Here is a 21,512-nt window from a genome sequence, read left to right on the forward strand (position 1 = left end):
CGAGGTCACCATCGGTGACGTTCCGTCACTTTAGAGTCGGCGTGGGCCGATTTCTGTAGTGTGGCGAGAAGCTTGGTTTCTGCGTGTAGAGGTTCATATGCACTTTTTGCGGAATGTTTGATTCCGCGTGTGTCGTGCGTGCGCCGTGCGGTATCGGTGTCCGTCATGAAGAGACTTCTCATAGCGGCCGGCGGCGGCGGCGACGCGATCACGGCCGCGATGGTCCACACGGCGCTGTACGGCGCGGGCTCGCCCGCCCTGGTCCTGACCTACGCCTGGGAACGGCTGGTCGTCGACCCCGTGCCGGGGCCCCGGAGCGTGCGGGACTTCACCGGCATCGACCGCGTCGCGCCCGAGGTCGACCTGATCACCCCCGCCACCACGCCCCGGTCCCCCGCCGGTTCCCTGCTCCCGCGGCTCTCCGGCGAACTGGGGCCCCGGCTGGGGCTGCTCGACCCGTACGACGGCGTGGCCGGTCTGGCGCGCCGGATCAGGGCCGCCGCCCGTTGGTGCGCAACCGATCGCGTGGACCTGGTCGACGTCGGCGGCGACATCGTCGCCCGGGGCGACGAACCGACCCTGCGCAGCCCCTTGGGCGACGCGCTCGCCGTCGCCGCCTGCGCCGAGGCGGGCCTGGCGACGACGGTGTACATCGCGGGGCCCGGCCTCGACAACGAAGTCCCGCTGCCCGAACTGCTCCCCCGGATCGGACCGGCCGACTTCGCCCTCCGGGCCGACCACACCTCGGTCGTCGACCGGGTCTTCGACTGGCACCCGTCCGAGGCCAGTGCCCTGCTGGTCGCCGCGGCACGCGGGATACGCGGGGTCTGCGGAACCCGGGACGCCCCGAGGCCGATACCCCTGGACGACGCCGCGGGCGGCGTGCACCGGCTGACCCTGGAACGCGTCCTCGCCCTGAACCCACTGGCACGGCGGCTCGCGGGCACCACCACCCTGGCGGAGGCCGAGGCGGCGTCCCGGGCCGTGTGCGGGTTCTCCGAGATCGCACGCGAACGGCGACGCGCGACCGGGTCTCTCGCGGGGCCCGACGGCCACGCCTCAGGGCCCGACGATCAGGACGTCGACTCGATCTGGGCGCGCTTCGCGGCCTGGGAGCACGACACCCTGGCCGAGGGCATCGCCTACGTCACCACCCGCAGGATCCTCGAGGAACTCGCCCTGACCGGCGACCGGGCCCACGCCCTCCTGGGCACCCTGCGCGCCGCGCCCCGCACCCGGAGCGCGGCGCCACTGTGGCGGCTGGCCGGAACCTGAGGCGCATCGTCTCAGTACGGCCGGGCGCGCTTCGCGAAGGCCGGGGACAGTTCGGTCCGCGAGGCGCTCGGGAAGGCGACGGTGTTCGGGTCCCCGTCCGAGACGTAACGGTTCTTCCCGGCGGCCAGCTTGTCCAGCCAGCGCGAGGAACCGAACTCGGCGTCCTCGCCCTTGGGCCCCGCCGAGCGGATCCTGGGGATCGCGCCGGGCGTGAACGCCTTCGAGAACGGCGAGACCGAAGGGTTGGCCCCCACCAGGTACACCCCGTCGTAGCGGTAGCCCGTTCCGCGGGTGGCGACGCCGGCCGGCTGGGGCATGGCGCCGAAGGGCAGGGCGAGCGAGGTGACCCGCGTCCCGGGCGCCGCCTTCTCGATCGCGTGCTGTCCCGCGGCGATCGCCCGCGTGGCACCCGCCTGGTCCAGGGAGCGGAGGTTCTCGTGGCGGTCGGTGTGGTTGGCGACCTCGTGGCCGTGCTCCTTCAACCAGGTCAGGGCCTTGGCGGAGCCTGTCGCGCCGAAGGCGTCGGCGTTGACGAAGAAGGTCGCCACCGGTTTGAACCCGGGGTGCTTGCGGGCCGTCTCCGCCAAGATGGCGACGGCCGTGTCCGGCGCCGGCTTGCCGTCCGGGCCCAGGCGCACCTGGCTGTTGGTCGAGTCGTCGAAGGTGAGGACCACCGGGTGCGCGCCGGCCGGGATGTCGATGCGGCCCGTCTGGAAGTCCCGGGCGGTCACCGGCACGTAGTTCTCCCGTGCGAGGCGCTCCAGTTCCGCCCGGAAGTCGGCCGGGGTGCGGTCGTAGACGCTGCTCGGTGCGCCGGTGAGCTGGTGGTACATCAGTACCGGCACCTGACCGAGTTCGTCGGCGCCGACCTCCGCCGGCGCTTTCGCGGCGACGGGATCGACCGCGGCGACCGAGGCGGACGTCCGGTGTTCCTTGGCGGCCTGTGACGGCCCCGTGGAACAGCCCGAGACGAGCAGGGCGGCGCCGGCCAGGGCGCCGAGCGGAACGAGGGGGTGGCGCATGAGTGGCTCCTCCAAGGCGAACGTGTCGCACCATCCCTACCTCCGCCGGGAGTGCGCATATCGCGCTGCCCCCTGCATGGCGTAGCCGCCACGCCGGAACCGGACGCGGCATTCGTGTGAATTAAGGCCGAAACGTGGCGACCAGGGCGCGACGTGGCAATAGATGGAGGCAGCATCCGGCCCACGGCACGAAGGACGTCCTGATGTCCCCCACACGCATATCCCACTCGGCCACCGCACTGCGCCGCCACCGCCCGGCCCGTCGGGGCGCCCTGATAGCGACGACCGGGGCCCTCGGGCTGGCCGGAGCGGCCGTCGGGGCCTGGACGATCCTCGCCCCGGGCCCGGGCCTTCACGGCCTCGGCGACGGCGCCGTCCTCGACGGGCGCAAGGCCGCACACGTCAGCGCCTACCTGGCCGCCGAGGAGGCCGGCGGCCAGGACAAGTTGCGCGCCACCCTGGACGGCAGGGCCGTCCCCGTCACGGCTGAGGGCGCCCGACTGAGACTTGCCCTCCCCCGGCTCACCGAAGGCCGGCACACCCTGGTGGTGGCGGGCGACAGCAACTTCCCGTTCGCCTCGTACCGCAAGGTCGTGGACTTCCGGGTGGACGCCACCGCTCCCGAGCTGAAGGTGGCCGACCCCGTCGTCAAGAGCGTCGCCGCCCCCGTGACGATCACCGGCAGAGCGTCCACCGACGCCGTGGTGAGCGTCAACGGCAAGAAGGTCCCCGTCGACAAGGTCGGCGCCTTCAAGGTCACGGTGCCCAAGGGCACGCCGGTCGCGACGGTCACCGCGGTGGACCGCGCCGGCAACACCACCACCAAGGACGTGTCCGCCCGCGGGCGTCGCCCCATGATCCGCGCCGCGCACATCACCGCCATCGGCTGGGGCGACGACACCCTGCGCCGCGGCATCCTCGCCCTCGTTCGCAGCGGCAAGCTCAACGCCGTCGAGTTGGACGTCAAGGACGAGGACGGCGAGGTCGGGTACGCGTCCCAGGTACCGCTGGCCCGCCAGATCGGCGCGGCCAAGGGCTACTACGACGCCCGCAAGGCGGTGGCCGAGATCCACGCCGCGGGCGCCCAGGTCATCGGCCGCATCGTGGCCTTCCGCGACCCCAAGCTCGCCGCGGCCTCGTGGAAGGCGGGCAAGAACGACCGGCTCGTGCTGACCCCGGCCGGACAGCCCTACAACGGGGGCCACTACGGAGCCCTGTCCTTCACCAACTTCGCCAACCCCACGGTCCGCGACTACAACCGGGACCTCGCCGTCGAAGCGGCTCGGCTCGGCTTCGACGACATCCTGTACGACTACGTGCGCCGCCCGGACGGCCCGCTGTCACACATGCGGTTCCCGGGTATCGGCAGCGCCACGCCCGAGCAGTCCATCACCTCGTTCGTCGCGGACACCCGCACCGCGCTGCGCCCGCACGCCAAGTACCTCGGCGTCTCGGTCTTCGGTATCGCCGCCACCCGGCCCACCGAGATCGCTCAGGACATCGGGGCCCTGGTGAAGGTCACCGACTACATCGCGCCGATGGTCTACCCGTCCCACTGGGGGCCGGGGGAATATGGCGTGGCGCAGCCCGACACCGCTCCGTACGCGATCGTGCAGCGTTCGCTCGCCGACTTCGCCCGCCAGGCGAAGGGCACCCAGACCGAGATCATCCCGTGGCTCCAGGACTTCTCGATGGGCAGCACCTACGGGCCGACCGAGGTGGCCGAACAGATCAAGGGCGCGGCGGCCAACAAGATGAACTCCTTCATCCTGTGGAACGCCGGTGCCCGCTATCAGGGCGCGGCGCTCCAGCGGATCGCCACGCACTGACGGGCCGGGCCTTGTCCGTCTGAATGACCGAACACCGTGGGAAGGCGGGGCCGTCCGGCCCCGCCTTCGCACTTCCCTCAGGCCGGGACGTAGCCGCGCCGGCCGATGTGGTCGTGGACGAGAGCGACGAAGGCACGGGCCGCGGCGCTCCGGTAGGCGTTCTCGCGCTGGAGGAGGGCGACGGTGCGGGCGGGGAGGGCGGGCTCGACCGTGATGGGGACGAGCCCGGGGTGGTCATGGGTGATGGCGTCGGGCAGGACGGTGGCCAGGTCGGTGCGCCGGACGATTTCGGTCAGGGCCTGGATGGAGTTGGCTTCCACCGCGATGTGTGGCCGCACCGTGTGGGCGGTGAAGTAGGCGTCGATATGGCCGCGTGTCGCGAAATCACCGCTCAGCAGGGCGAGTTGGTATGCGACGAGGTCTCGTACCGGCAGTGGCCGCGGGTCGGTTCCTCCGGGGCGGTCGGCGCCGGTGACGAGGCTGAGGGTCTCGGTGAACAGGGCGGTGGCGGTGACGCCGGTCAGGTGGGGGCCCTGGAAAGCGATGCCGAGGTCGAGGTCGTCGGCCAGCAGGCCGGATTCGATGCGGTCCTGGGTCATTTCCCGCACGTCCAGGGTGATGCCGGGGTGGCGGGTGTGAAGCGCGGCGACGAGGGGGCCGATGAGGTAGGCGGTGAAGGTGGGGGTGAGGGCAAGGCGCAGGTGGCCGCGGGAGAGGTCGGCGACGTCCATGACGGCGCGTTCGGCCGCCGCCAGGTCGTGGAGGGCCCTGCGGGCGTAGTGCGCGTATGCCTCGCCGGCGTCGGTGAGGCGGACGGTACGACCGGTGCGGTCGAGCAACTGGACGCCGACGGTGCGTTCGAGTTGTTTGACCTGCTGGGAAAGGGTGGGCTGGGAGATCCGCAGGCGTTCGGCGGCGCGGGTGAAGTTGGCCTCCTCCGCCACGGCGAGCAGGTAGCGCAGATGACGAAGTTCCGGAGCCATGGGCACGACTATAGATGGCATCGATAGTGCTCATGGCCATTGCGTCTTGGACACTATAGGCACAGGTCATGCACGGTGGACCTCGTCAGCCCGAAGAGGCGGGCGACGGCGGCGACCACCGAAGGAGAGTGACCATGCACGACCTCACAGAAGGCGTCACGCGCTTCCGGCGCGAGGTGTACCCGGCCAGGGCGGGCCTCTTCGCCGAGCTCGCCTCGTCCCACCGGCCGAAGACGTTGTTCATCGGCTGCTCCGACGCCCGGGTCGTCCCGGAGCTGATCACCCAGAGCGAGCCGGGCGAGCTGTTCGTCATCCGGACCGCCGGGAACCTGGTCCCCGCCTACGCCCCGGGACCGGACGGGGTCGCGGCCGGCGTCGAGTACGCCGTGGCCGTCCTGAACGTCCGCGAGATCGTCGTCTGCGGGCATTCCGCGTGCGGAGCGATGACCGCGCTCGCCGAGCACCACGACTTGAGCGGCGTGCCCGCCGTCGCCGACTGGTTGCGCCACGCGGACGCTTCCCGGGCCCGTACCAGCGGCGAAGCCGGACCCCGGCTGGTGGATGCGCTGATACGTGAGAACGTGCGCGCCCAGCTGGCGACCCTGGCCACCCACCCCTCGGTGGCCCGCGCGCTGGCCGCGAAGACGGTCACCCTGCACGGCTGGGTCTTCGACATCCGCACGGGGACCGTCGCGGAACTCGACGCCACCGGCCGAGCGGCCGCCCTCACCGCCTGAGCTCCTCCCCCGCCCCCAGAACCGTCGTCCACCGCAATCACGGTGGGCCACGCTCCCGAAAGGAAACGCCCTCCATGGTGCACGCCCAGTTCGACAACAGTGCCCGTCAGGCCCTCGCCAACAAGGCCGTTGACGCCAAGATCCGCAAGGACCTGTCCTGGCAGCAGATCGCCGACGTCTGCGGCCTGTCGGTCGCCTTCGTCACCGCCGCCGTCCTCGGACAGCACCCGTTGCCCAAGGCGTCGGCCGAGGCCGTGTCCGAGCTCCTCGGCCTGGACGCCGATGACACGATGGTGCTGCAGACCATCCCGACCCGGGGCTCCATCCCCGGTGGCATCCCCACCGACCCGACGATCTACCGCTTCCACGAGATGCTCCAGGTCTACGGCACCACACTCAAGGCCCTGGTCCACGAGCAGCTCGGTGACGGCATCATCTCCGCGATCAACTTCAAGCTGGACGTGCGGAAGGTCGCCGACCCCGAAGGTGGCGAGCGCGCGGTCATCACCCTGGACGGCAAGTACCTGCCGACCAGGCCCTTCTGATCCGCCGCGCCTCAGCCGGCCGCGGGACGGGCCACGGCGGCGACGCCGCCGGCCCGCCCCGGCCCCGTTCTCCCCGACCGACCGGCACGAGCGGCACGACCGGTACGACCGGTACGAGCGATACGACCGACGCGTGACCGCCTCGCGCCCGGTGTCGGCGGTGGCGAGCGCCGGGGCCGTCACGGGGCGGGGGGCGTGCCGTCGCTCTCGTGGGGGTCGACCGACCGGTCGCGGCGCAGCCGCCCCCGCTGCACCGCGTTGGCGAGAAGCCGGGCCGCCACCCCCAGCAGGAGTAGATTCACGGCGAGCTGTCCCGTGGTCAGCAGCCGGGCCGGCTCGCTGCGCGCGGTGATGTCCCCGAACCCGACCGTGCTGAACACGGTCATCGCGAAGTACAGCGCGTCCGTGCGCGTCAGCGGTTCACTGAAGCTTCCCGGCGCGCTGTGCTCCATCAGGAAACAAGCCGAGGCGTACATCAGGACGAAGAGCGGCACGGTGATGGCCATGCCCTCCATGGCTTTGAGCCCGGGCCAGGGTGATCGCGCGATCTGTTGGATCTGCCAGGCCAGAAGCGCCACCACGGCGGCGATGCCTGCGACGAGCACGAGGACCGTGGTGGTCGTGAAGGCCGATTCCATGGGCAGGAGGTAGTAGGCCGCCACCAGGAGTGCCGCCGCGCCCAGCGAACGCACGCAGGCGAAGAGCAGTTGGCGGCGGTGACCGTCAAGGTTCCCGCTCACCACGGTTCGCCCCGCGGGGTCCGTTCTCCGGTCAGGTGGCGGCCACCGATGCCCTGACTGTCCGCCGTGTGTGCGAGGGCGCGGCGGGCCGGGTCGGCGAACTTCCGATCGACCGCCTCCCGCAGCAGCCCCAGTTCCGCGCGCACGGCGGGCAGGTGCGCCGGTGGCGAGGTGTCGAGAAGCCCTTCGAGCAGGGCACGGAGCCGCCGGCAGACCTGTACGGACGACGCACCGTACTCGCGGATCTCGCAGACGGCGAGCTGGAGGTAGTCCTCCCGGTCGCGCCCCCGCAGCACGAGCCGCGGCCGGCCGTGGTCGTCGGCCAGCACGTAACGGCCGGGAAGCGAGCTGCCGCCCGTCATGTGCAGGAACGACTCGATGTGGTTGAGCACCTGTACCGCGGTGGTGGGATCGTTCACGGCCGGGGACAGCGCCCGGATGGCGATGTCCACCAGGATCCGCAGGGCGAAGGCGGGGTCCTGTTCGATGGTTCGTTCGACGCCGAGGGCGATGAGCCCCGCCACCCGCCGCGGCTCGGGCGTCGTCGTGCCGCCGTGGACTTCCACGAGGACGGTGCCGGGCGGTACGAAGTCACCGATCAGGTGCCTCGCGATGAAGGTGCAGTCGTGCCGCGTCGCCTCGGCCACCAGCGCGGCCACGTGGAACGCCTGGATGGCGCCGCCGCGTTCGGCACGGATGCTCAGCACCGGATCGCCCGACGGCAGGAGGGCTCCGGCGTGCGGTTCGGCGCCGCGGACGACCGCGGCCCCGTGCGTGAAGACGTTCTCCCCCATGCGTCCGACCAGATCGGCGATGGCCACCGGCCGGAGGTTGTGGGTGAACCTGTTGAGGTAGACGAGCAGGAGCAGCAGGCTGACGGCCACCGCCGCGCCGGCGAGAGAGACGCCGAGGTCGGGTACGGAGTTCGACTCGATGCTGCGCAGCAGGGAGAACGCGAAGGCGAAGGTTCCCGTGAAGGTGGCCAGCACCGCCTTCTGCAGCCGGTCCCGGTACCACAGGCGCATGTACCGCGGGGACAGGGTTCCGGTCGCCTGTTGGACGACCAGGACGCCGATGGTGACGACGAAGCCGAGGAGCGCCACCATCGCCCCGACGATGGCGCTGAGTACGCCGCTCGCCGTGGTGGCCGAATAGCGCCAGCCGCTCGGCGGCCAGTCCGCGCTGTCGGCGGCGATGGCGCATTCGGCGAGCACGACGCCCAGGACGATGCCGAACAGGGGGACGATCCACAGGCTTGCCTTGACGTACTGCCGCAGCCTGAACGTGGACGCCCAGGAGATCACGGCACGCTCACGGCGCCCATGCGTCGCCGGCCCTTCTGGACGGTGAAACCAGTGCTCGGTGGTCAGGCACGGGGCATCCTCCGGATCCGGGTCTGCGGGGACTCTTCTCGACGTTCACGGTAGGACCGCGGGCGCGGGGGCGCCCGCGTCGGACTCGGCGGCGGGGCCGGGGACGGGGAGTACCACGTGGTCGCCCTCGCGCGGCGTGACGTGCTGCTGCTCGGTGACCGGTTCCAGCCGCCGGTCGGCCCGGACGACGAAGAGGATGTCGGAGCCCGGCGGGCGCGGCGAGGAGGCGGGCCGCACCACGAAGCGGGCTCCTTCCTCGTGGCGCGCCGCCAGTACGTGACGGACGAGCGCGGTGCCGAAGAGGATGTCACCGCCGGTGTAGGGGGCGACGACACCGTGGCTGCCGTGCGGCGGGCCGACCCGGTAGACGTGGCCTTCGACGTTGCTCTTCATCACGACGGAGGCGAGGGCGTTGAAATCGTCGTCGGTGGCCAGGAGCACGGCCGTCACTCCTTCCAGGCGTGCACCGGGGTTGGTGGCCGTGGCCGGCAGTTCGCCCTTCGCGAGATCGATCCCCGCGTCCGCGATCCGCTTCCTCTCCTCGTCGAGCCCCGCCCACATGAGCACGTCGAGACCGGCGGTGCGCAGGGCCCTGCCCATGTCGACCACCCAGGGTTCGCCGCCCACCAGGAGCAGGCGGGTGCCCGTCGGCTTGACGACGCCCAGGCGGCGCGCCACGGGCGCCGCCGTCAGCGAGTACAACAGGACGGTGCCCACGATCACCAGGAAGGTCACCGGAAGGATCCGGGCCGCTCCGGCCACCCCCCGTTCGACCAGGCCGGCCGCGAAGGCGGACGCCGTGGCCGCCGCGACGATGCCGCGGGGGGCCATCCACCCGATGAAGGCCCGCTCGCCCCAGGTCGGACCCGAGCCCTTCGTGGCGGCCAAGGCCACGAGCGGGCGCACCACCAGGACGAGGATCGCGATGAGGGCGAGTGAGGGAAGCAGTACGGGGACCAGTGACGAGGGGGTGACGGTCGAGGAGATGGAGACGAACAGCAGCCCGATGATCAGCTGGATCAGCGTCTCGAAGAAGGGGCGCCGTGCCGGCATGTCGAAGCCGCGGATGTTGGTGACCGCCAGGCCCGTGACGATCGCGGCGATGAGGCCGGTGTCGTCGCGCACGATGTCGCAGCCCGCCGAGACGGTGATCACGGTGGCCAGTTGGGCGAGCGTACCGAGCACCCCGCCGAGCCGCAGGGTGCGGAGCGTCAGCCACAGCAGGGCGGTGCCCACCGCCCCTCCGGCCAGGCCGACCGCCATGCTGATGCCGAACTGGCCCAGTGGGTAGCCCCGGCCGATGTCGACCCGGTGGGTGGTGGCGATGGCGTGGAAGACGAGCGCGCCGAGGATGCCGCCGATCGGGTCGGTCAGCGTCCTCTCCCAGATCAGGATGCGGCGCACCTTGTCGGTCGGCCGTACGAACTCCAGCAGCGGTCCCACGACGGTGGGCCCCGACACGACGAGGATCGTCCCGAGCATCGACGCCACCCTGAGCGGCATGTCGAGCATGGCCGGTGCCACGGCCGCGGTGACGAAGAACGTCAGGAGGATGCCGACGAGCAGCAGCCTCCCCACGATCCATCGGGTCGGGCCGGTGAGGTTGCGTACGTCGAGCCCGAGACCGGCGTCGTAGAGGATCACGGCGACGGCCAGTGAGACCAGGGCCGAGAAGTTCGCCCCCATCAGTCGTTCGGGATGGATGACGTCCGTCAGGGCTCCGGCGGCGAAGCCGACCGGCAGGAGCACGATCAGGGCGGGGACGCGCAGCCGGCTCGCCAGGATCCGGGAACCGACCGCGAGCAGCACGGTGAGCGTGAGCCCGAGCAGGATCTGGTCATCGGTCACAGCGGCGCTCCACCCCGCGGCGCGGCCGTGGTGCGACCCACCATGCTGCCTCCTCGCCGCGCGGCATCGGTACCGCTTGGCGGCGGTCGGACGGGCACAGGGGGCCAGGCAATCACCCGTTGCGCCGACCGGCATTCGGGAAGGGCCGCCGTACGGCCGGTCGGTGGCTCGCTTCGCCCGGTCGGAGCTGTGCCGCGCCGGTGTGAAGGAGTGGGCCGCAGGACGTGGGCGGGCGTGACGCCGCCGGGGCGGGGCGCGCGGACTCGCGTCGAGTAGGGGGCCGCCAGGGGCGCGGCGCCACCGCCGGGTGCGCGATCTGCGCGACCATCTGTCCATGCCGTGGCTCATCGCTCGAACCCGCCGCCGTGCCCGTCCGCTGCCGGCCCGTCGTCCAGCCGTCCCGCTTCCGCCGCTTCGGGGAGGCAGGAGCGCGGATCCGCTCCGCGCGCGGTACCGCGGTACGCGTCAGGAGTGCCGCGGGTGCCGCGGGTGAGTGGCGACGGTGCTCGTGGTGCGGACGCGGAACAGAGCTCCGAGGTGGTGGTCGGCGAGGCCCGCTGGCCGATGGCCGCCGCCGTCGTGGGGGCGATCGTACTGACGGTGTTGCTGCCCGACGACCTGCGTCTGGCCCCGGGCTGGGTGCTGCCCGTGGTCGAGGGGTTGCTTCTCGTGGCGCTGATCGCGGGTGACCCCGGTCGTATCAGCCGCCGCTCGACCGCGCTGCGCGCCGCCTCGATCGCGTTGGTCGGCGTTCTGGCGTGCAGTGCCGTGTGGTCGACGATCCGCCTGGTCGACGACCTCATTCACGGCGGGAAGGAGACCAGTTCCGCGGCCGCCCTGCTCCAGGCGGGCGGTACGGTCTGGGCCTGTACCGTACTCGCGTTCTCGTTGCTGTACTTCGAGCTCGACGGCGGCGGCGCCGCGGCCCGGGCGCACCGCATGCCGGTCACCCCCCAGCTCGCCTTCCCCCAGCAACTCAGCCCCGAACTGAACGCAACGCGCTGGCGGCCGCGCTACGTCGACTACCTCTACCTCGCGCTCACGAACGCCACCGCCTTCAGCCCCACCGATGTCATGCCGCTGGCCTCCTGGGCGAAGATCGCCATGGGCGTCCAGGCCCTCGTCTCCCTGCTCATCCTCGGCCTCGTCGTGGCCCGCGCCGTCAACGTGTTCGCCTGACAACCCCCGGTGGGACGCCGTGGGCGTCGCGGACGCCGCTCTCCGGGCGTCGCCGGCCCGCCGGGTCCCGGATGGCAGGATGTCCGGGTCGCGGGATGTCCGGGTCGCGGGGACGCTGGAGGCATGCGATGGCGACGGCGGGCGTCCGGCGGGCCGGCGGCCTTGGCGGCCGTGGTCCTGCTGGTCGCGGGCACGCCGGGGGCGCCGGGTGGGGACGACGGGCAGCGGGTGGACATCGGGGACGGGCGAAGCCTGTACCTGCACTGCGCGGGTTCGGGGAGCCCGACGGTGGTGCTGGTGTCCGGGCTGCACGAGGCCTCCGACCCGTGGTCGCTGACCGACGTCACCCCGCCCGCGCCGAAGGCCCCGGCGGTGCTGCCGGGCGTGGCCGCGTTCACCCGGGTGTGCACCTACGACCGGCCCGGCACGATCCGCTACACGCAGCCCCCGACGCTCACCACCCGCAGCACGCCCGTGCGGGGCACTCGGAGCCTGCCCGCCATGGTCCGGGACCTGGACCGGGTCCTGACCGCCGGCCACGTACCGGGACCGTACGTGCTGGTGGGGCACTCCTTCGGTGGCATGCTCGCCCTGCGGTACGCGCAGGAGCACCCGGGGCGGACGCGCGCACTGGTCCTGGTCGACGCACTGGGGCCGGGGCTGAAGCCCGCGATGGGGGCGGACTGGCCGGCGTACGTCCGGGCGCTGCGGCATCCCGGCACGCCCTTCGACACCGACCCGGACTTCGAGCAGGTGGACATCGACGGCGCGGTCACCGCGATCGATCGCGGCGGGCCGCTCCCTCCGGTCCCGGTCGCGGTGCTCAGCAAGACCGAGCCCTTCGCCGCGCCCGCCACCATGGCCAAGGACCTGGTGGCGAGGCTGGAGGCTTCCTGGCCCAAGGCCCAACAAGCCCTGGTGGCCCTGCGGCCACAGACCCCGCACCTGTTGGCGACCGGCAGTGACCACTACGTCCAGATCCACGACCCCGACCTGACGATCGCGGCGGTCCGCCTCATCACGGGCCGGGCCACGCAGCCGCCCGCCCGGTGATCGGCTCCGGCGTCGCGGGCAGCGCCGGCCCGCGCGCGTCCCATGGGCGCGGGCCGGGCGGTCCTCAGGTGGTGATGGTGGTGACCGCCTCGACACCGTACGTACGGGCGTAGCCGTTCTCGGCGCCGACGAGAAGGTCGACGATCTCGAAGTAGCGGTCCCAGAACGGGGTTTCGCGCAGCGCGTCGATGAGGAGCTGGTAGGCGGCGTGATCGTCCGCTTCCCAGACCCAGACGTCGGTCACGCGGGTGGAGTAGAACTCCGTGTCGTAGAAGCGTGATCGGACGCCGGTGGTCTTGGCCTTGATCGCGGGGACGACCTGGGTGGTGAAGGCGTTCACCCGTTCCTGGGGGGTCATCGCGAGCCACTCGGGTGTGGTCTTGACGAGCATGAACGCGGTGACGGGCGGTGCGGCTGTCTCGGTGGGCATGACGGGCTTCTCCGGAGTGGTTGTGGTTCGACGCAACGGCGTGCTGGTTTCAGGCGAGGACGGCGGGCTTGAGGACTTGGACGCACCACTGTTCGAAGGTGGTGGGGGTGGCGGCGCCCGGGGTACGGGCGACGCCCGCGTCGAGCCCCTCGTCCTTGGCCCGCTTCATGTCGACGACGCCCCGGGCGAACGCTTCGTTGAGGCGGTAGCCGACCAGGTCGGCGTACAACTCGTCGAAGGTTTGGGGCGCGTAACGGACGGGGCGACCGAGTTGTTCGGTCATGACGCGGGCCAGGTCGTTGGGGGACAGCTCCTGCGGCCCGACGACGGGGACACTGTCGGTGCCCGTCCACGAGCGCTCCAGCAACAGGCCGGCGGCGACGGCCGCGATGTCGGCGACGGCGACGCGGGGAGCCTTGCGGTCGGCGTCGGCCGCGTCGGTGAAGACGCCCTTCTCGCGGATCGCGTCGACCTCCTCCAGGAGGTTCTCGAAGAAGGACGGGTTGGCCAGGGCCCGGTAGGAGACGCCGGTGTCGGCGATGAGGTCGTCCATGGCCAGGGAGGCGGTGACGAGCCCCGCGCGATCGGCGACCGGGGTGCCGCGGCCGAGTGCGGAGACGCCGACGACATGGCCGACGCCGTGCGTGACGAGGGCGTTCGCGGCGGGGCGGGTGAAGCCGCGGTAGGCGTCGTCGGGCGTGAGGGAGGCGTCCGGGGGGACGAGCCAGAAGACGGCGTCCGCACCCTCGAAGGCCCGGTCGACGACGTCGGCGTCGCCGTGCGAGCCGGTGACCACCTCGACCCGCTCGCGGACCGCTCGCGGAAGCCGGGCGGGGTCGCGCACGATGACGCGCACCTCCTCGTGCGCACCGTCGGACCCCAGGAGCAGGGGCAGGAGGTGACGACCGATGTTCCCGGTCGGGGCAGTGATGACGATCATGAAAACCTCGTGGGTCGTGATGAGTCGGTACGCCCCCCATCCTGCGAAGGATCACGCTGTTGCCACAATGGGAACTTCAGCATCGGATACTTGCCTGAAATGGAATGACCCCCATGAGCAGTACTCCAGACCCCGTCATCGACGCACATCTCGCCGTCGCGCTGGACGCGCTCCTGTCCGAGCAGAGCGTCACCCGCGCCGCCGCACGCCTGCACACGTCCCCGGCCGCCATGAGCCGCACCCTCGCGCGTCTGCGTCGCGTGCTCCAGGACCCCCTCCTGGTCCGGGCCGGTCAGGCGATGGTCCCCACTCCCCGTGCCCAGGCGCTGCGCGAGGAGGCCGCCGAGGTGGTGCACCGTCTCGGAGCGCTGCTCACCCCCGGCGCGAGCGTCGACCCCGCCGCCCTGCGCGGCACCTTCACCCTCCAAACGGCCGACCTGATCGGCGCGGCGCTGGCCCCCGGGATGATGCGGCTGGCCCGGCAGGAGGCACCGGGGGTCTCGTTGCGGTTCCGGGCCGAGGAACTGGAAGCCGGCCCGGCCCTTCGCGACGGCCGGATCGACCTGGAGGTGGGATCCATCGACCACGTCGACCCCGAGACCCAGGTCGAAGAGCTGGTCACGCTCCGGATGGCGGCGGCCGTCCGCCCCGGTCACCCGCTCATCGAGGGCGCCCTGACCCCGGAGCGGCTCGCTGCCGCCGAACACGTCGTGGTGAGCAGGCGCGGCCGCTTCACCGGGCCCCTGGACACGGCCCTGGCCGAGCTGAACCTCCACCGACGGGTCGCCGTCGCCCTCCCGAGTCACATGGCCGCGCTCGCCCTCGCCTCCCGCAGCGATGTCGTATGCCTCATCCCCACCGCACCCGCCGGCGCGGCCCCCTCCCCCCTCACCGACACCGCCACCGCCCTCGGCCTCCGCCTGCTCGACATCCCCGTGCCCCTCCCGCCGTTGACCATCGGCATGGCGTGGCACCCCCGCCACGCGGCCGACGGGGGGCACCGCTGGCTCCGTGACACCGTCCGTCGGACTCTCGCCGCCCCCGACCGTTCGACCACCTGACGGGGGCGCCGGCCGCGCCACCGGGCACGGAACGGGCTCGTCAAACCCTGCGCGTCGCGGCGGCGGGGGCCTCGGCATCCGCCGCCGCGTACGCGGACGCGGCAGTGAGCGACGATCAGTCGCGGTCGACGTGCTCCCGCACGACGGTTCCCTTGGCGGCGTCGATGTCGTACGTGGTCTTGTTCCAGTCCGGGGTGACGATGTCGACGGACCAGACGTCGTCATCGAGTTCCACGGCCGTGACGGCGCCCGGCGTGCGCCCCGTGGCGGTGCTGACCGCCTTCTGCGCGGTGGTGGTCGCGGCCTTCAACTGCTCGGCGATCTCGCTCTTGTCGTCCGCGTCCTGCCCCGGTTCGATCCGTGAGCGGGTGACCTTCCCGGTGACGGCGTCGACCTGGACGTCATGGAGGGTTCCGTCCTCGGCGGCGACCGAGGTGTCCCACACCGGCACCCGCGCCGCCTGCGCGGAGGCCTCCGGGCTCGGGCTGCCCGAGGCGGTACCCGGGGCGGTGCCCCGGGTGGCGGTCAGCTCGATTTCCACGAGCCGGCCCTTGGGAACGGCGCCGAGGGCGGTGTCGGCGGCCTGGTTCCACTGCACCTTCGCGGCGGGCACCAGGGCCATGCGCTCACGCTGGTCCTCGGTCATCGCGCCGCCGGCCGTCGGGCTGGCCTGGGACGAGGTCGGCGCCGCGGGAGCGGCGGTCACGGGATCCTTGGCGGCGCCGCAGGCTCCGGCCATCAGCGTGGACGAAACGGCGAGGCACACGGCGAGGCCGCGCAGTCGAGAGAGAGTCGTCATGACCGCCACGCTTCACCGATCCGACCGGCTCCGGCGCCGGACCACACCGCGAACCACCCGATCGCGAACCACCGGCGCACCCGAACAGACCAGCGCCCCCGGTTCAGTGGGTCCGGTTCAGTGGGTCCGGTTCACAGCCGCTCCCGGCCACGGCCGAGGCCCCGGCCGGGAGTCGCCCCGACGGGGCGCAGGCGTTGCCGAACGTCACGTCGCCGATCCCCACGACACTCCCCTCCGCGGCGGCCCGACCGGAGCGCTCGGCTCGGCGTCGCTGAGCGCTCCGGTCGCCGAGCGGTCCGGGCACGCACGCGTCGTACGTCGTACGGAGAACCGTCAGGCAGGCACCTGCGCGAACGTGCTCGTCCCGAGGTGGGCCAGGAGATCCGCCGGGTCGTGATAGACGGCGGCCGCTCCGGCTTCCTCGAGGTCCTGCCGGGGAATGCCGCCGCACAGCAGGCCCATGACGGCCACCCCGGCCCGGCGGGCCGCCTTCATGTCCCAGACGGAATCCCCGACGAACACCGCGCGCTCGGGCGTCACCCCCGCCAGCTGGAGGGCGTGACGCACGGGGTCGGGTGCGGGCTTGCCCCGCTCGACGTCGTCGGAGGTCGCGGTGTCGGCGATGGAGTCGTCCGCCCCGATGGCCTCGCGCAGGGCCTCCAGCTCGTTGTCCTTGGCCGAGGTGACGAGGAGTACCTTCCACCCCGCCTCCGCCAGCGCGCGCAGGAGGTCCGCGGCCGAGCCGAAGGCATCGAGGCGGTCGAAGTAGGTGGCGTACAGGGTGTCGTGTGCGGCGCTCAGCCTGTCGTCGTCGCCCTGGTCCCGGTCCTCGCCGAGGAGGTGGGCGAGGAGGTCCTCGCCGGGTAGGCCGAGGGCCCGGTGGACGGCGTGCATGGGGACATGATGCCCCGCCTGCCGGAGCGCCTCCCACCAGCAGATGACGTGCAGGTGATTGGTGTCCGTGAGGGTGCCGTCCACGTCGAAGAGCGCGGCGCGATCCATGACGGTGTCCTCCTCAGAGGTTCCGCAGGGCGGGCAGCAGCTTCGCCTCGGCCCACTCCAGGAACGGTTCCTGGTGTTCGCCACCGATCTGGACGAGGGCGACCTCGGTGAATCCCGCCTCCGCGTAGGGGCGCACCGCCTCCACGAACGCGTCCACGTCGTTGCCGCACGGGATGGCGTCGGCGACGTCCTCCGGCCGGGTGTACTGGGCGGCCTGCTCGAAACCGACCGGCCCGGGAAGTTCCGAGTTGACCTTCCAGCCGCCGAGCGACCAGCGGAACTGGTCGTGCGCGCGGGCCACCGCGGCGTCCTGGTCGGTGTCGTAGCAGACGGGGAGCTGGCCGACCCTCGGCTTGCCGGCGCCGCCGTGCGCGTCGAACCCTTCCAGCAGCTCGCGCTTGGGCTCCGTCGCGATCACCAGGTCGGCGTGCCGGCCGGCGAGCTCGCACGACCGGGGGCCCGAGACGGCGATCCCGATCGGGGGCAGTTCGTCGGGGAGGTCCCACAGTTTGGCGTTCTCGACGTCGAAGTGGGCGCCGTGGTGACTCACGTACTCGCCCGTGAACATCCGTCGGATGATGTCGACGGCTTCCTCCAGCATCTCCAGCCGTACGTGGGCGGCGGGCCAGCCGGCGCCGATGATGTGCTCGTTCAGGTTCTCGCCCGAACCGAGCCCCAGCCGGAAACGCCCCTCGGAGAGGATCTGCAGGGTCGCCGCCTTCTGCGCGACGACCGCGGGGTGGTACCGGAACGTCGGACAGGTCACGTACGTCATCAGCGGAATGCGGGAGGTCGCCTGCGCCGCCGCGCCCAGGACGCTCCACGCGTAGGGGGCGTGCCCCTGGGACTCCAGCCACGGGAAGGAGTGGTCAGAGATGACGGAGAAGTCGAACCCCGCCCGCTCCGCTCCCACCACGTGGGAGACCAGCTCGCGAGGGCCGGCCTGCTCGGTCATCATCGTGTATCCGATTCGCACCATGTGCAGCGCCTAGCCGCCATCAGGGCTGACGAAACCCCGCAACGGGCAGGCACCTTCGGATGGCCCTGCCCGATTGCGCCATGACGAAGCGAAACGCAGCCCCGTGCATCGGCGGCCGGGGCTCCGGGTATCCGCGCGCCATGTCTCCTTTCAGTGACAGCACGCTCGGGCTCCTGACCGGCGGCTACGCCTGGTTGCCGAACCGGATGCGCACGACGACGGACGGCACGTTCAGGACTCGACTGCTGGGGCGGCCGACGATCGCTCTGCGCGGCCCGGAAGCCGTCGCCTTCTTCTACGACGAGGAGCACGTCGTGCGGACGACAGCGCTCCCCGATCCCGTCCTCGACACGTTGTTCGGGCAGGGTGGCGTCCACACCCTCGACGGCGAAGCGCACCGGGTCCGCAAGGCGATCTTCCGCGCCCTCGTCAAGGACGAGACCGGCATCGCGGCCCTCGGCAACCATGTCACCTGGCGGTGGCGCGAGGCGGTCGCCGGATGGAAACAGGATCGGGTGACCCTCTTCGACGAGACCGCCAAGGTCCTCGCCCTGGCCGTGTGCGACTGGGTCGGCCTCCCGCTCTCCGACGCCGAAGCCGGCGAGATGGCACGCGACTGCACGGCCATGGTCGACGGCTTCGCCACCCCCGGCCCCCGGCACCTGCGCGCCCGCCGCGCCCGCGCCCGTCAGGAGAAGGCGCTGGCCGCGCTGATCATCAGCAGCCGCGCGACACAAGGGAGCGACGCCAAACCGTCGGGCCTGGAGGCGGTGGCGTGGCACCGGGGTCGGGACGGCAGTCTCCTGGACCCGCACACCGCGGCGGTGGAGCTGCTCGACATCATCCGGCCCACGATCGCGATCGCCTGGTTCACCGCCTTCGCCGCCCACGCCCTCCACCGGTGGCCCCACCACCGCGACCTTTTGGGCTCGGACGTCGAGGGGGTCTACGCCGAGGCGTTCGCCCACGAGGTACGGCGCTTCTACCCCTTCGCCCCCTTCGTCGGCGGCCTCGCCGCCCGCGACCTGACCTGGCAGGGCGAGGCAGTCCCCGAGGGCGCCCTGGTCCTGCTCGACCTCTACGGACAGAACCACGACCCGGCCTTGTGGGACCACCCCTACCGCTTCGATCCGCACCGGTTCATCAACGCCAACACCACGCTCGACCATCTGGTCCCGCAAGGTGGTGGCGGTCCGGCCCGAGGCCACCGCAGCCCCGGCGAGGACATCACCGTGACCGCTCTCTCGGCACTCGCCGCGGAACTCGCGCGGCTCGCATACGCGGTCCCCGAACAGGACTTGACGATTCCGTTGTCCCGCATGCCGACCGCTCCCCGCAGCGGTTTCGTGCTCGGCTTGACCTGACGGGGTCCCGCGGGCGCTCTCGGACGTCTCGAAGCAGGTAGGCGTCACGGTGGTCGTATGTCTCGAGCATGTCGATGACCACCAGCGGTCTTCGCCACGGCTCACTTTCCGCCGGACCGGCGGCGGGAACCGTTGCCACCGTCGGGGTGGAGGACGGCCTTGGTCCAGCCGTCGTCGCGGTTGTCGAAGTGCTCGTACGCCGAGGGTGCCTCGTCCAGTACGAGTTCGTGGGAGACGAGGAAACCGGGCTCGGCCTTGCCGCCGGCGATGAGGTCGCGCAGAGCGCGGTTGTACCGCTTGACGGGTGCCTGGCCGGTGCCGATCTTCTGACCCTTGAACCAGAGCAGGCCGAAGTCGATCGGGAACTTGCCGTGTGCCTCGGCTTCACCTTGCGTCTCGGCGGCTCCGGGGTCGTCGGGGAGGAACACGCCGACCACGCCGAGGCTCCCGGTGAACCGGACGTCGTCGATCAGGCCGTTCATGGGGAGGGCACCGTCTTCCTGGCCCTGCGGATCGTGGGCCTGGTAACCCACGCGCTCACAGCCGTTGTCCGCTCCCAGGCCGAGGGTGGCTTCCTTGACGACCTCTGCGGGGTCCTGCTGGGCGGTGTTGATGGGGATGGCTCCGATCTCCTCGGCGAGTCGGAGGCGGTCGGGCTGGTGGTCGGCGACCCAGTGGCACGAACCTCACACGAAAGCCGGCAAAACCTGCGAGCGGCGCCCTCCCGGCTCGCACCATCGAGGCAGGAGGGCAGGAGGGCAGGAGAAGGCCGCCCGACAGGGTGACGGCCCGGAAACCGGGGCAGGAACCACCTGAGGGTTTCGGCGGGAGCCCTTCCGCGTGCAACCGTGTGCGAGAGCGCGCGTTCACTCCGCAGCGAGGCGGTGAACCGATGTCCCAGTCCAAATCACCCGACTATCGCACCGGCCATCGCGGCCCGCACTGGACCCATGCGCTGCGGAGCGCCCAGCGGGCCGGGGCCGTCATCGTCACCGACGACACCCTGGAGCCGGTGGTCTATACCCCCGAAAGCACCGGACCGGGCCGTTTCCGGCCCTGGCTCACCCCGAACGGCAACCGCCACGACAGCCACGACGTCCATCCCGAGTGGTGACCTCGTGGCCTCGTGGCCTCGTCGCACACGGCGCTACTTGCCGAGGGCCCGCTTGAGTTCGGCCTTGTCCATCTTGGAGCGGCCCTCGATGTTCCGCTGCTTCGCCTCGTTGTACAGCTGCTCCTTCGTGGGGCCCTGCGCGCCGCTGTGGGAACGCTGTCCGCCGCGCTTCGAGGAGGACATGTCGTCAAGGGACGAGCGGCTCGCGGTCTTCGACTCGCCCGAGCGCGCTCGTTCCTTGTTGACCGTGCGCGCGGCGATCTCCTCCGCGCGCTTGGTGCCCTCGCCGCGCTCCTCGGCGCTCTCCTTGATGTGCTCGTACTGGCGCTCACGCTTGGGGCTGGATCCGCGGGGCATGGCCACTCCTCGACTTGTCTCTCACGTACCGGTCACATACCGGCCCGGTGGCGGGTCCACCGGACGCGCCATGCGTCTGCCCGGACGAGGGCGGCTCACACCGTCTCCGGCGGTGGCGCGGGGCTTCGGGTGCGCCCGGCTGCCGGAGAACGGCGGCCCTGTCGTCCTCGGCATCCAGCGTGATGGCCGCCGGACGCGCGCGCGACCCGGCCGGGTCCACCCGGGTCGCGCGCCGTGCGCCCTCCCGGTCAGGACCGGGAGGAGGAGAGGCCGGCGCGGACCAGGGCGGCCGCCAGCCTGGGCAGATCCTCGACGTCCACGAGACGCGCCAGGCCCTCGGGTGTCCCGGGGAGCCCGAGGTCGGCGGCGGCACGGCGAGCCCGTCGATCGAAGGCCGGGCGCAGCTCGGGCCAGACACTCTGGGCCTCGCGGCAGAAGATGTCGGCGCCCACGGGTCCGATCCGCGGGACTTCCCGCAGCAGCTCGCGGATGCGACCGGGGTCCTCGCCCCCTGCTTCGCGCAGTCGGCGCAGGTCTCCGGCGTACCGGTCGCGAATGAGTTCCGCGCCCTCGCCCAGCGCCGTCGCCGTGCTTTCGTCGTAGCGGCGGTAGTGTGCGCGGCCCAGTGCGTCCACCCGGTCCTGCCAGGAGGACGCCGCCATCGCCCGGGGTGTGCGCCACCCGGCGGCGAACACCTCGTGCGCGGCGGCCACCGCGATGTCCGCCTTGATGCGCACGGAGAACAGCACGCAGAGCGTCAAGAGTTGGTACAGCGGCATGGGAGTGTTCGCCAGGTGGATTCCCGCCTCCTCGGCGTGGGTCCGCCCGTGTTCGGTCAGCAGTTCCCTCACGGTGGTGCGCTGCGTCATGACGGGCCTCGCT

The 21,512-nt window shown here is 71.9% G+C and carries 21 protein-coding genes and 1 pseudogene; 9 read left to right on the plus strand and 13 right to left on the minus strand.

The annotated features are described in order from the left end of the window. The first annotated feature begins 165 nt into the window (after nucleotides 1–165). Nucleotides 166–1,275: a DUF1152 domain-containing protein gene (locus ACIRO3_RS30695; RefSeq protein WP_404142174.1), complete on the plus strand. Its 1,110-nt coding sequence runs from the start codon at nucleotides 166–168 to the stop codon at nucleotides 1,273–1,275. An 11-nt stretch (nucleotides 1,276–1,286) separates the two neighbouring features. Here the strand turns inward: ACIRO3_RS30695 and ACIRO3_RS30700 are convergent, their stop codons facing one another. Then, nucleotides 1,287–2,297: a polysaccharide deacetylase family protein gene (locus tag ACIRO3_RS30700; RefSeq protein WP_404142176.1), complete on the minus strand. Its 1,011-nt coding sequence runs from the start codon at nucleotides 2,295–2,297 to the stop codon at nucleotides 1,287–1,289. Between the two features lie 203 nt (nucleotides 2,298–2,500). Between ACIRO3_RS30700 and ACIRO3_RS30705 the strand changes: the two genes are divergently transcribed. Further along, complete coding sequence (locus ACIRO3_RS30705) at nucleotides 2,501–4,126, plus strand: putative glycoside hydrolase (RefSeq protein WP_404142177.1); 1,626 nt, start codon at nucleotides 2,501–2,503, stop codon at nucleotides 4,124–4,126. Between the two features lie 77 nt (nucleotides 4,127–4,203). Here the strand turns inward: ACIRO3_RS30705 and cynR are convergent, their stop codons facing one another. Next, a complete protein-coding gene (gene cynR, locus ACIRO3_RS30710) occupies nucleotides 4,204–5,109 on the minus strand; it encodes a transcriptional regulator CynR (RefSeq protein ID WP_404142180.1) in 906 nt (301 codons plus the stop codon). 134 nt (nucleotides 5,110–5,243) lie between these two features. Here cynR and ACIRO3_RS30715 point away from each other — a divergent pair, with 134 nt between their 5' ends. Then, nucleotides 5,244–5,846, plus strand: a complete 603-nt coding sequence (locus tag ACIRO3_RS30715) for a carbonic anhydrase (protein ID WP_404142183.1) — start codon at nucleotides 5,244–5,246, stop codon at nucleotides 5,844–5,846. Between the two features lie 74 nt (nucleotides 5,847–5,920). Further along, nucleotides 5,921–6,391 carry a cyanase gene (gene cynS / locus ACIRO3_RS30720; protein ID WP_404142186.1) on the plus strand — a complete coding sequence of 157 codons (471 nt, stop codon included), beginning with the start codon at nucleotides 5,921–5,923 and terminating at the stop codon, nucleotides 6,389–6,391. A 179-nt stretch (nucleotides 6,392–6,570) separates the two neighbouring features. Here the strand turns inward: cynS and ACIRO3_RS30725 are convergent, their stop codons facing one another. The 3 genes from ACIRO3_RS30725 to ACIRO3_RS30735 all read right to left on the minus strand — a co-directional run bounded on the left by ACIRO3_RS30725 (nucleotide 6,571) and on the right by ACIRO3_RS30735 (nucleotide 10,352). Next, nucleotides 6,571–7,131: a potassium channel family protein gene (locus tag ACIRO3_RS30725; protein WP_404142189.1), complete on the minus strand. Its 561-nt coding sequence runs from the start codon at nucleotides 7,129–7,131 to the stop codon at nucleotides 6,571–6,573. Then, on the minus strand, nucleotides 7,128–8,435 hold the full coding sequence (locus ACIRO3_RS30730; protein WP_404142192.1) for a DUF2254 domain-containing protein: 1,308 nt from the start codon (nucleotides 8,433–8,435) through the stop codon (nucleotides 7,128–7,130). The genes ACIRO3_RS30725 and ACIRO3_RS30730 overlap by 4 nt, the downstream gene beginning before the upstream one ends. Before the next feature lie 114 nt (nucleotides 8,436–8,549). Next, on the minus strand, nucleotides 8,550–10,352 hold the full coding sequence (locus ACIRO3_RS30735; protein WP_404142194.1) for a cation:proton antiporter: 1,803 nt from the start codon (nucleotides 10,350–10,352) through the stop codon (nucleotides 8,550–8,552). A 480-nt stretch (nucleotides 10,353–10,832) separates the two neighbouring features. Here ACIRO3_RS30735 and ACIRO3_RS30740 point away from each other — a divergent pair, with 480 nt between their 5' ends. Together ACIRO3_RS30740 and ACIRO3_RS30745 are read left to right on the plus strand one after the other, a co-directional pair. Then, nucleotides 10,833–11,531 (plus strand): hypothetical protein, encoded by a 699-nt coding sequence (locus tag ACIRO3_RS30740; protein ID WP_404142197.1) that lies wholly within the window; start codon nucleotides 10,833–10,835, stop codon nucleotides 11,529–11,531. 123 nt (nucleotides 11,532–11,654) lie between these two features. Beyond that, nucleotides 11,655–12,584 carry an alpha/beta fold hydrolase gene (locus tag ACIRO3_RS30745; RefSeq protein WP_404142200.1) on the plus strand — a complete coding sequence of 310 codons (930 nt, stop codon included), beginning with the start codon at nucleotides 11,655–11,657 and terminating at the stop codon, nucleotides 12,582–12,584. 64 nt (nucleotides 12,585–12,648) lie between these two features. Here ACIRO3_RS30745 and ACIRO3_RS30750 read toward each other — a convergent pair whose 3' ends face one another. Both ACIRO3_RS30750 and ACIRO3_RS30755 read right to left on the minus strand, forming a co-directional pair. Continuing rightward, nucleotides 12,649–13,014 (minus strand): darcynin family protein, encoded by a 366-nt coding sequence (locus ACIRO3_RS30750; protein ID WP_404142201.1) that lies wholly within the window; start codon nucleotides 13,012–13,014, stop codon nucleotides 12,649–12,651. Nucleotides 13,015–13,063: 49 nt separating this feature from the next. After that, a complete protein-coding gene (locus ACIRO3_RS30755; protein ID WP_404142203.1) occupies nucleotides 13,064–13,954 on the minus strand; it encodes an NAD(P)H-binding protein in 891 nt (296 codons plus the stop codon). A 104-nt stretch (nucleotides 13,955–14,058) separates the two neighbouring features. On the opposite strand from ACIRO3_RS30755, the gene ACIRO3_RS30760 reads away from it, so the two are divergent. Continuing rightward, entirely contained in the window at nucleotides 14,059–15,015 is a 957-nt protein-coding gene (locus ACIRO3_RS30760; RefSeq protein ID WP_404142206.1) for a LysR family transcriptional regulator, read from the plus strand. A gap of 115 nt (nucleotides 15,016–15,130) precedes the next feature. On the opposite strand, the gene ACIRO3_RS30765 is transcribed toward ACIRO3_RS30760, so the two are convergent. The 3 genes from ACIRO3_RS30765 to ACIRO3_RS30775 form a co-directional block, all read right to left on the minus strand. Beyond that, nucleotides 15,131–15,814 carry a PepSY domain-containing protein gene (locus ACIRO3_RS30765; protein ID WP_404142209.1) on the minus strand — a complete coding sequence of 228 codons (684 nt, stop codon included), beginning with the start codon at nucleotides 15,812–15,814 and terminating at the stop codon, nucleotides 15,131–15,133. A gap of 333 nt (nucleotides 15,815–16,147) precedes the next feature. Beyond that, nucleotides 16,148–16,816, minus strand: a complete 669-nt coding sequence (locus ACIRO3_RS30770; protein WP_404142212.1) for an HAD family hydrolase — start codon at nucleotides 16,814–16,816, stop codon at nucleotides 16,148–16,150. Nucleotides 16,817–16,829: 13 nt separating this feature from the next. Beyond that, entirely contained in the window at nucleotides 16,830–17,795 is a 966-nt protein-coding gene (locus ACIRO3_RS30775) for an LLM class F420-dependent oxidoreductase (protein WP_404142215.1), read from the minus strand. A 140-nt stretch (nucleotides 17,796–17,935) separates the two neighbouring features. Between ACIRO3_RS30775 and ACIRO3_RS30780 the strand changes: the two genes are divergently transcribed. Continuing rightward, entirely contained in the window at nucleotides 17,936–19,159 is a 1,224-nt protein-coding gene (locus ACIRO3_RS30780) for a cytochrome P450 (RefSeq protein WP_404142217.1), read from the plus strand. 101 nt (nucleotides 19,160–19,260) lie between these two features. Here the strand turns inward: ACIRO3_RS30780 and ACIRO3_RS30785 are convergent. Then, nucleotides 19,261–19,833: pseudogene (locus tag ACIRO3_RS30785) on the minus strand (aldehyde dehydrogenase); the annotation flags it as partial. Between the two features lie 218 nt (nucleotides 19,834–20,051). Here ACIRO3_RS30785 and ACIRO3_RS30790 point away from each other — a divergent pair. Next, the gene (locus ACIRO3_RS30790) at nucleotides 20,052–20,273 is read left to right on the plus strand and encodes a hypothetical protein (RefSeq protein ID WP_404142220.1); all 222 of its coding nucleotides are present in this window, start codon (nucleotides 20,052–20,054) and stop codon (nucleotides 20,271–20,273) included. Nucleotides 20,274–20,306: 33 nt separating this feature from the next. On the opposite strand, the gene ACIRO3_RS30795 is transcribed toward ACIRO3_RS30790, so the two are convergent. Next, a complete protein-coding gene (locus ACIRO3_RS30795; protein WP_404142223.1) occupies nucleotides 20,307–20,630 on the minus strand; it encodes a plasmid stabilization protein in 324 nt (107 codons plus the stop codon). Nucleotides 20,631–20,878: 248 nt separating this feature from the next. After that, on the minus strand, nucleotides 20,879–21,499 hold the full coding sequence (locus tag ACIRO3_RS30800) for an endonuclease (RefSeq protein WP_404142225.1): 621 nt from the start codon (nucleotides 21,497–21,499) through the stop codon (nucleotides 20,879–20,881). Nucleotides 21,500–21,512: the final 13 nt, after the last annotated feature.

Origin of the sequence: Streptomyces sp. NPDC102278 (assembly GCF_044766345.1) — a bacterium.
GTDB lineage: Bacteria > Actinomycetota > Actinomycetes > Streptomycetales > Streptomycetaceae > Streptomyces.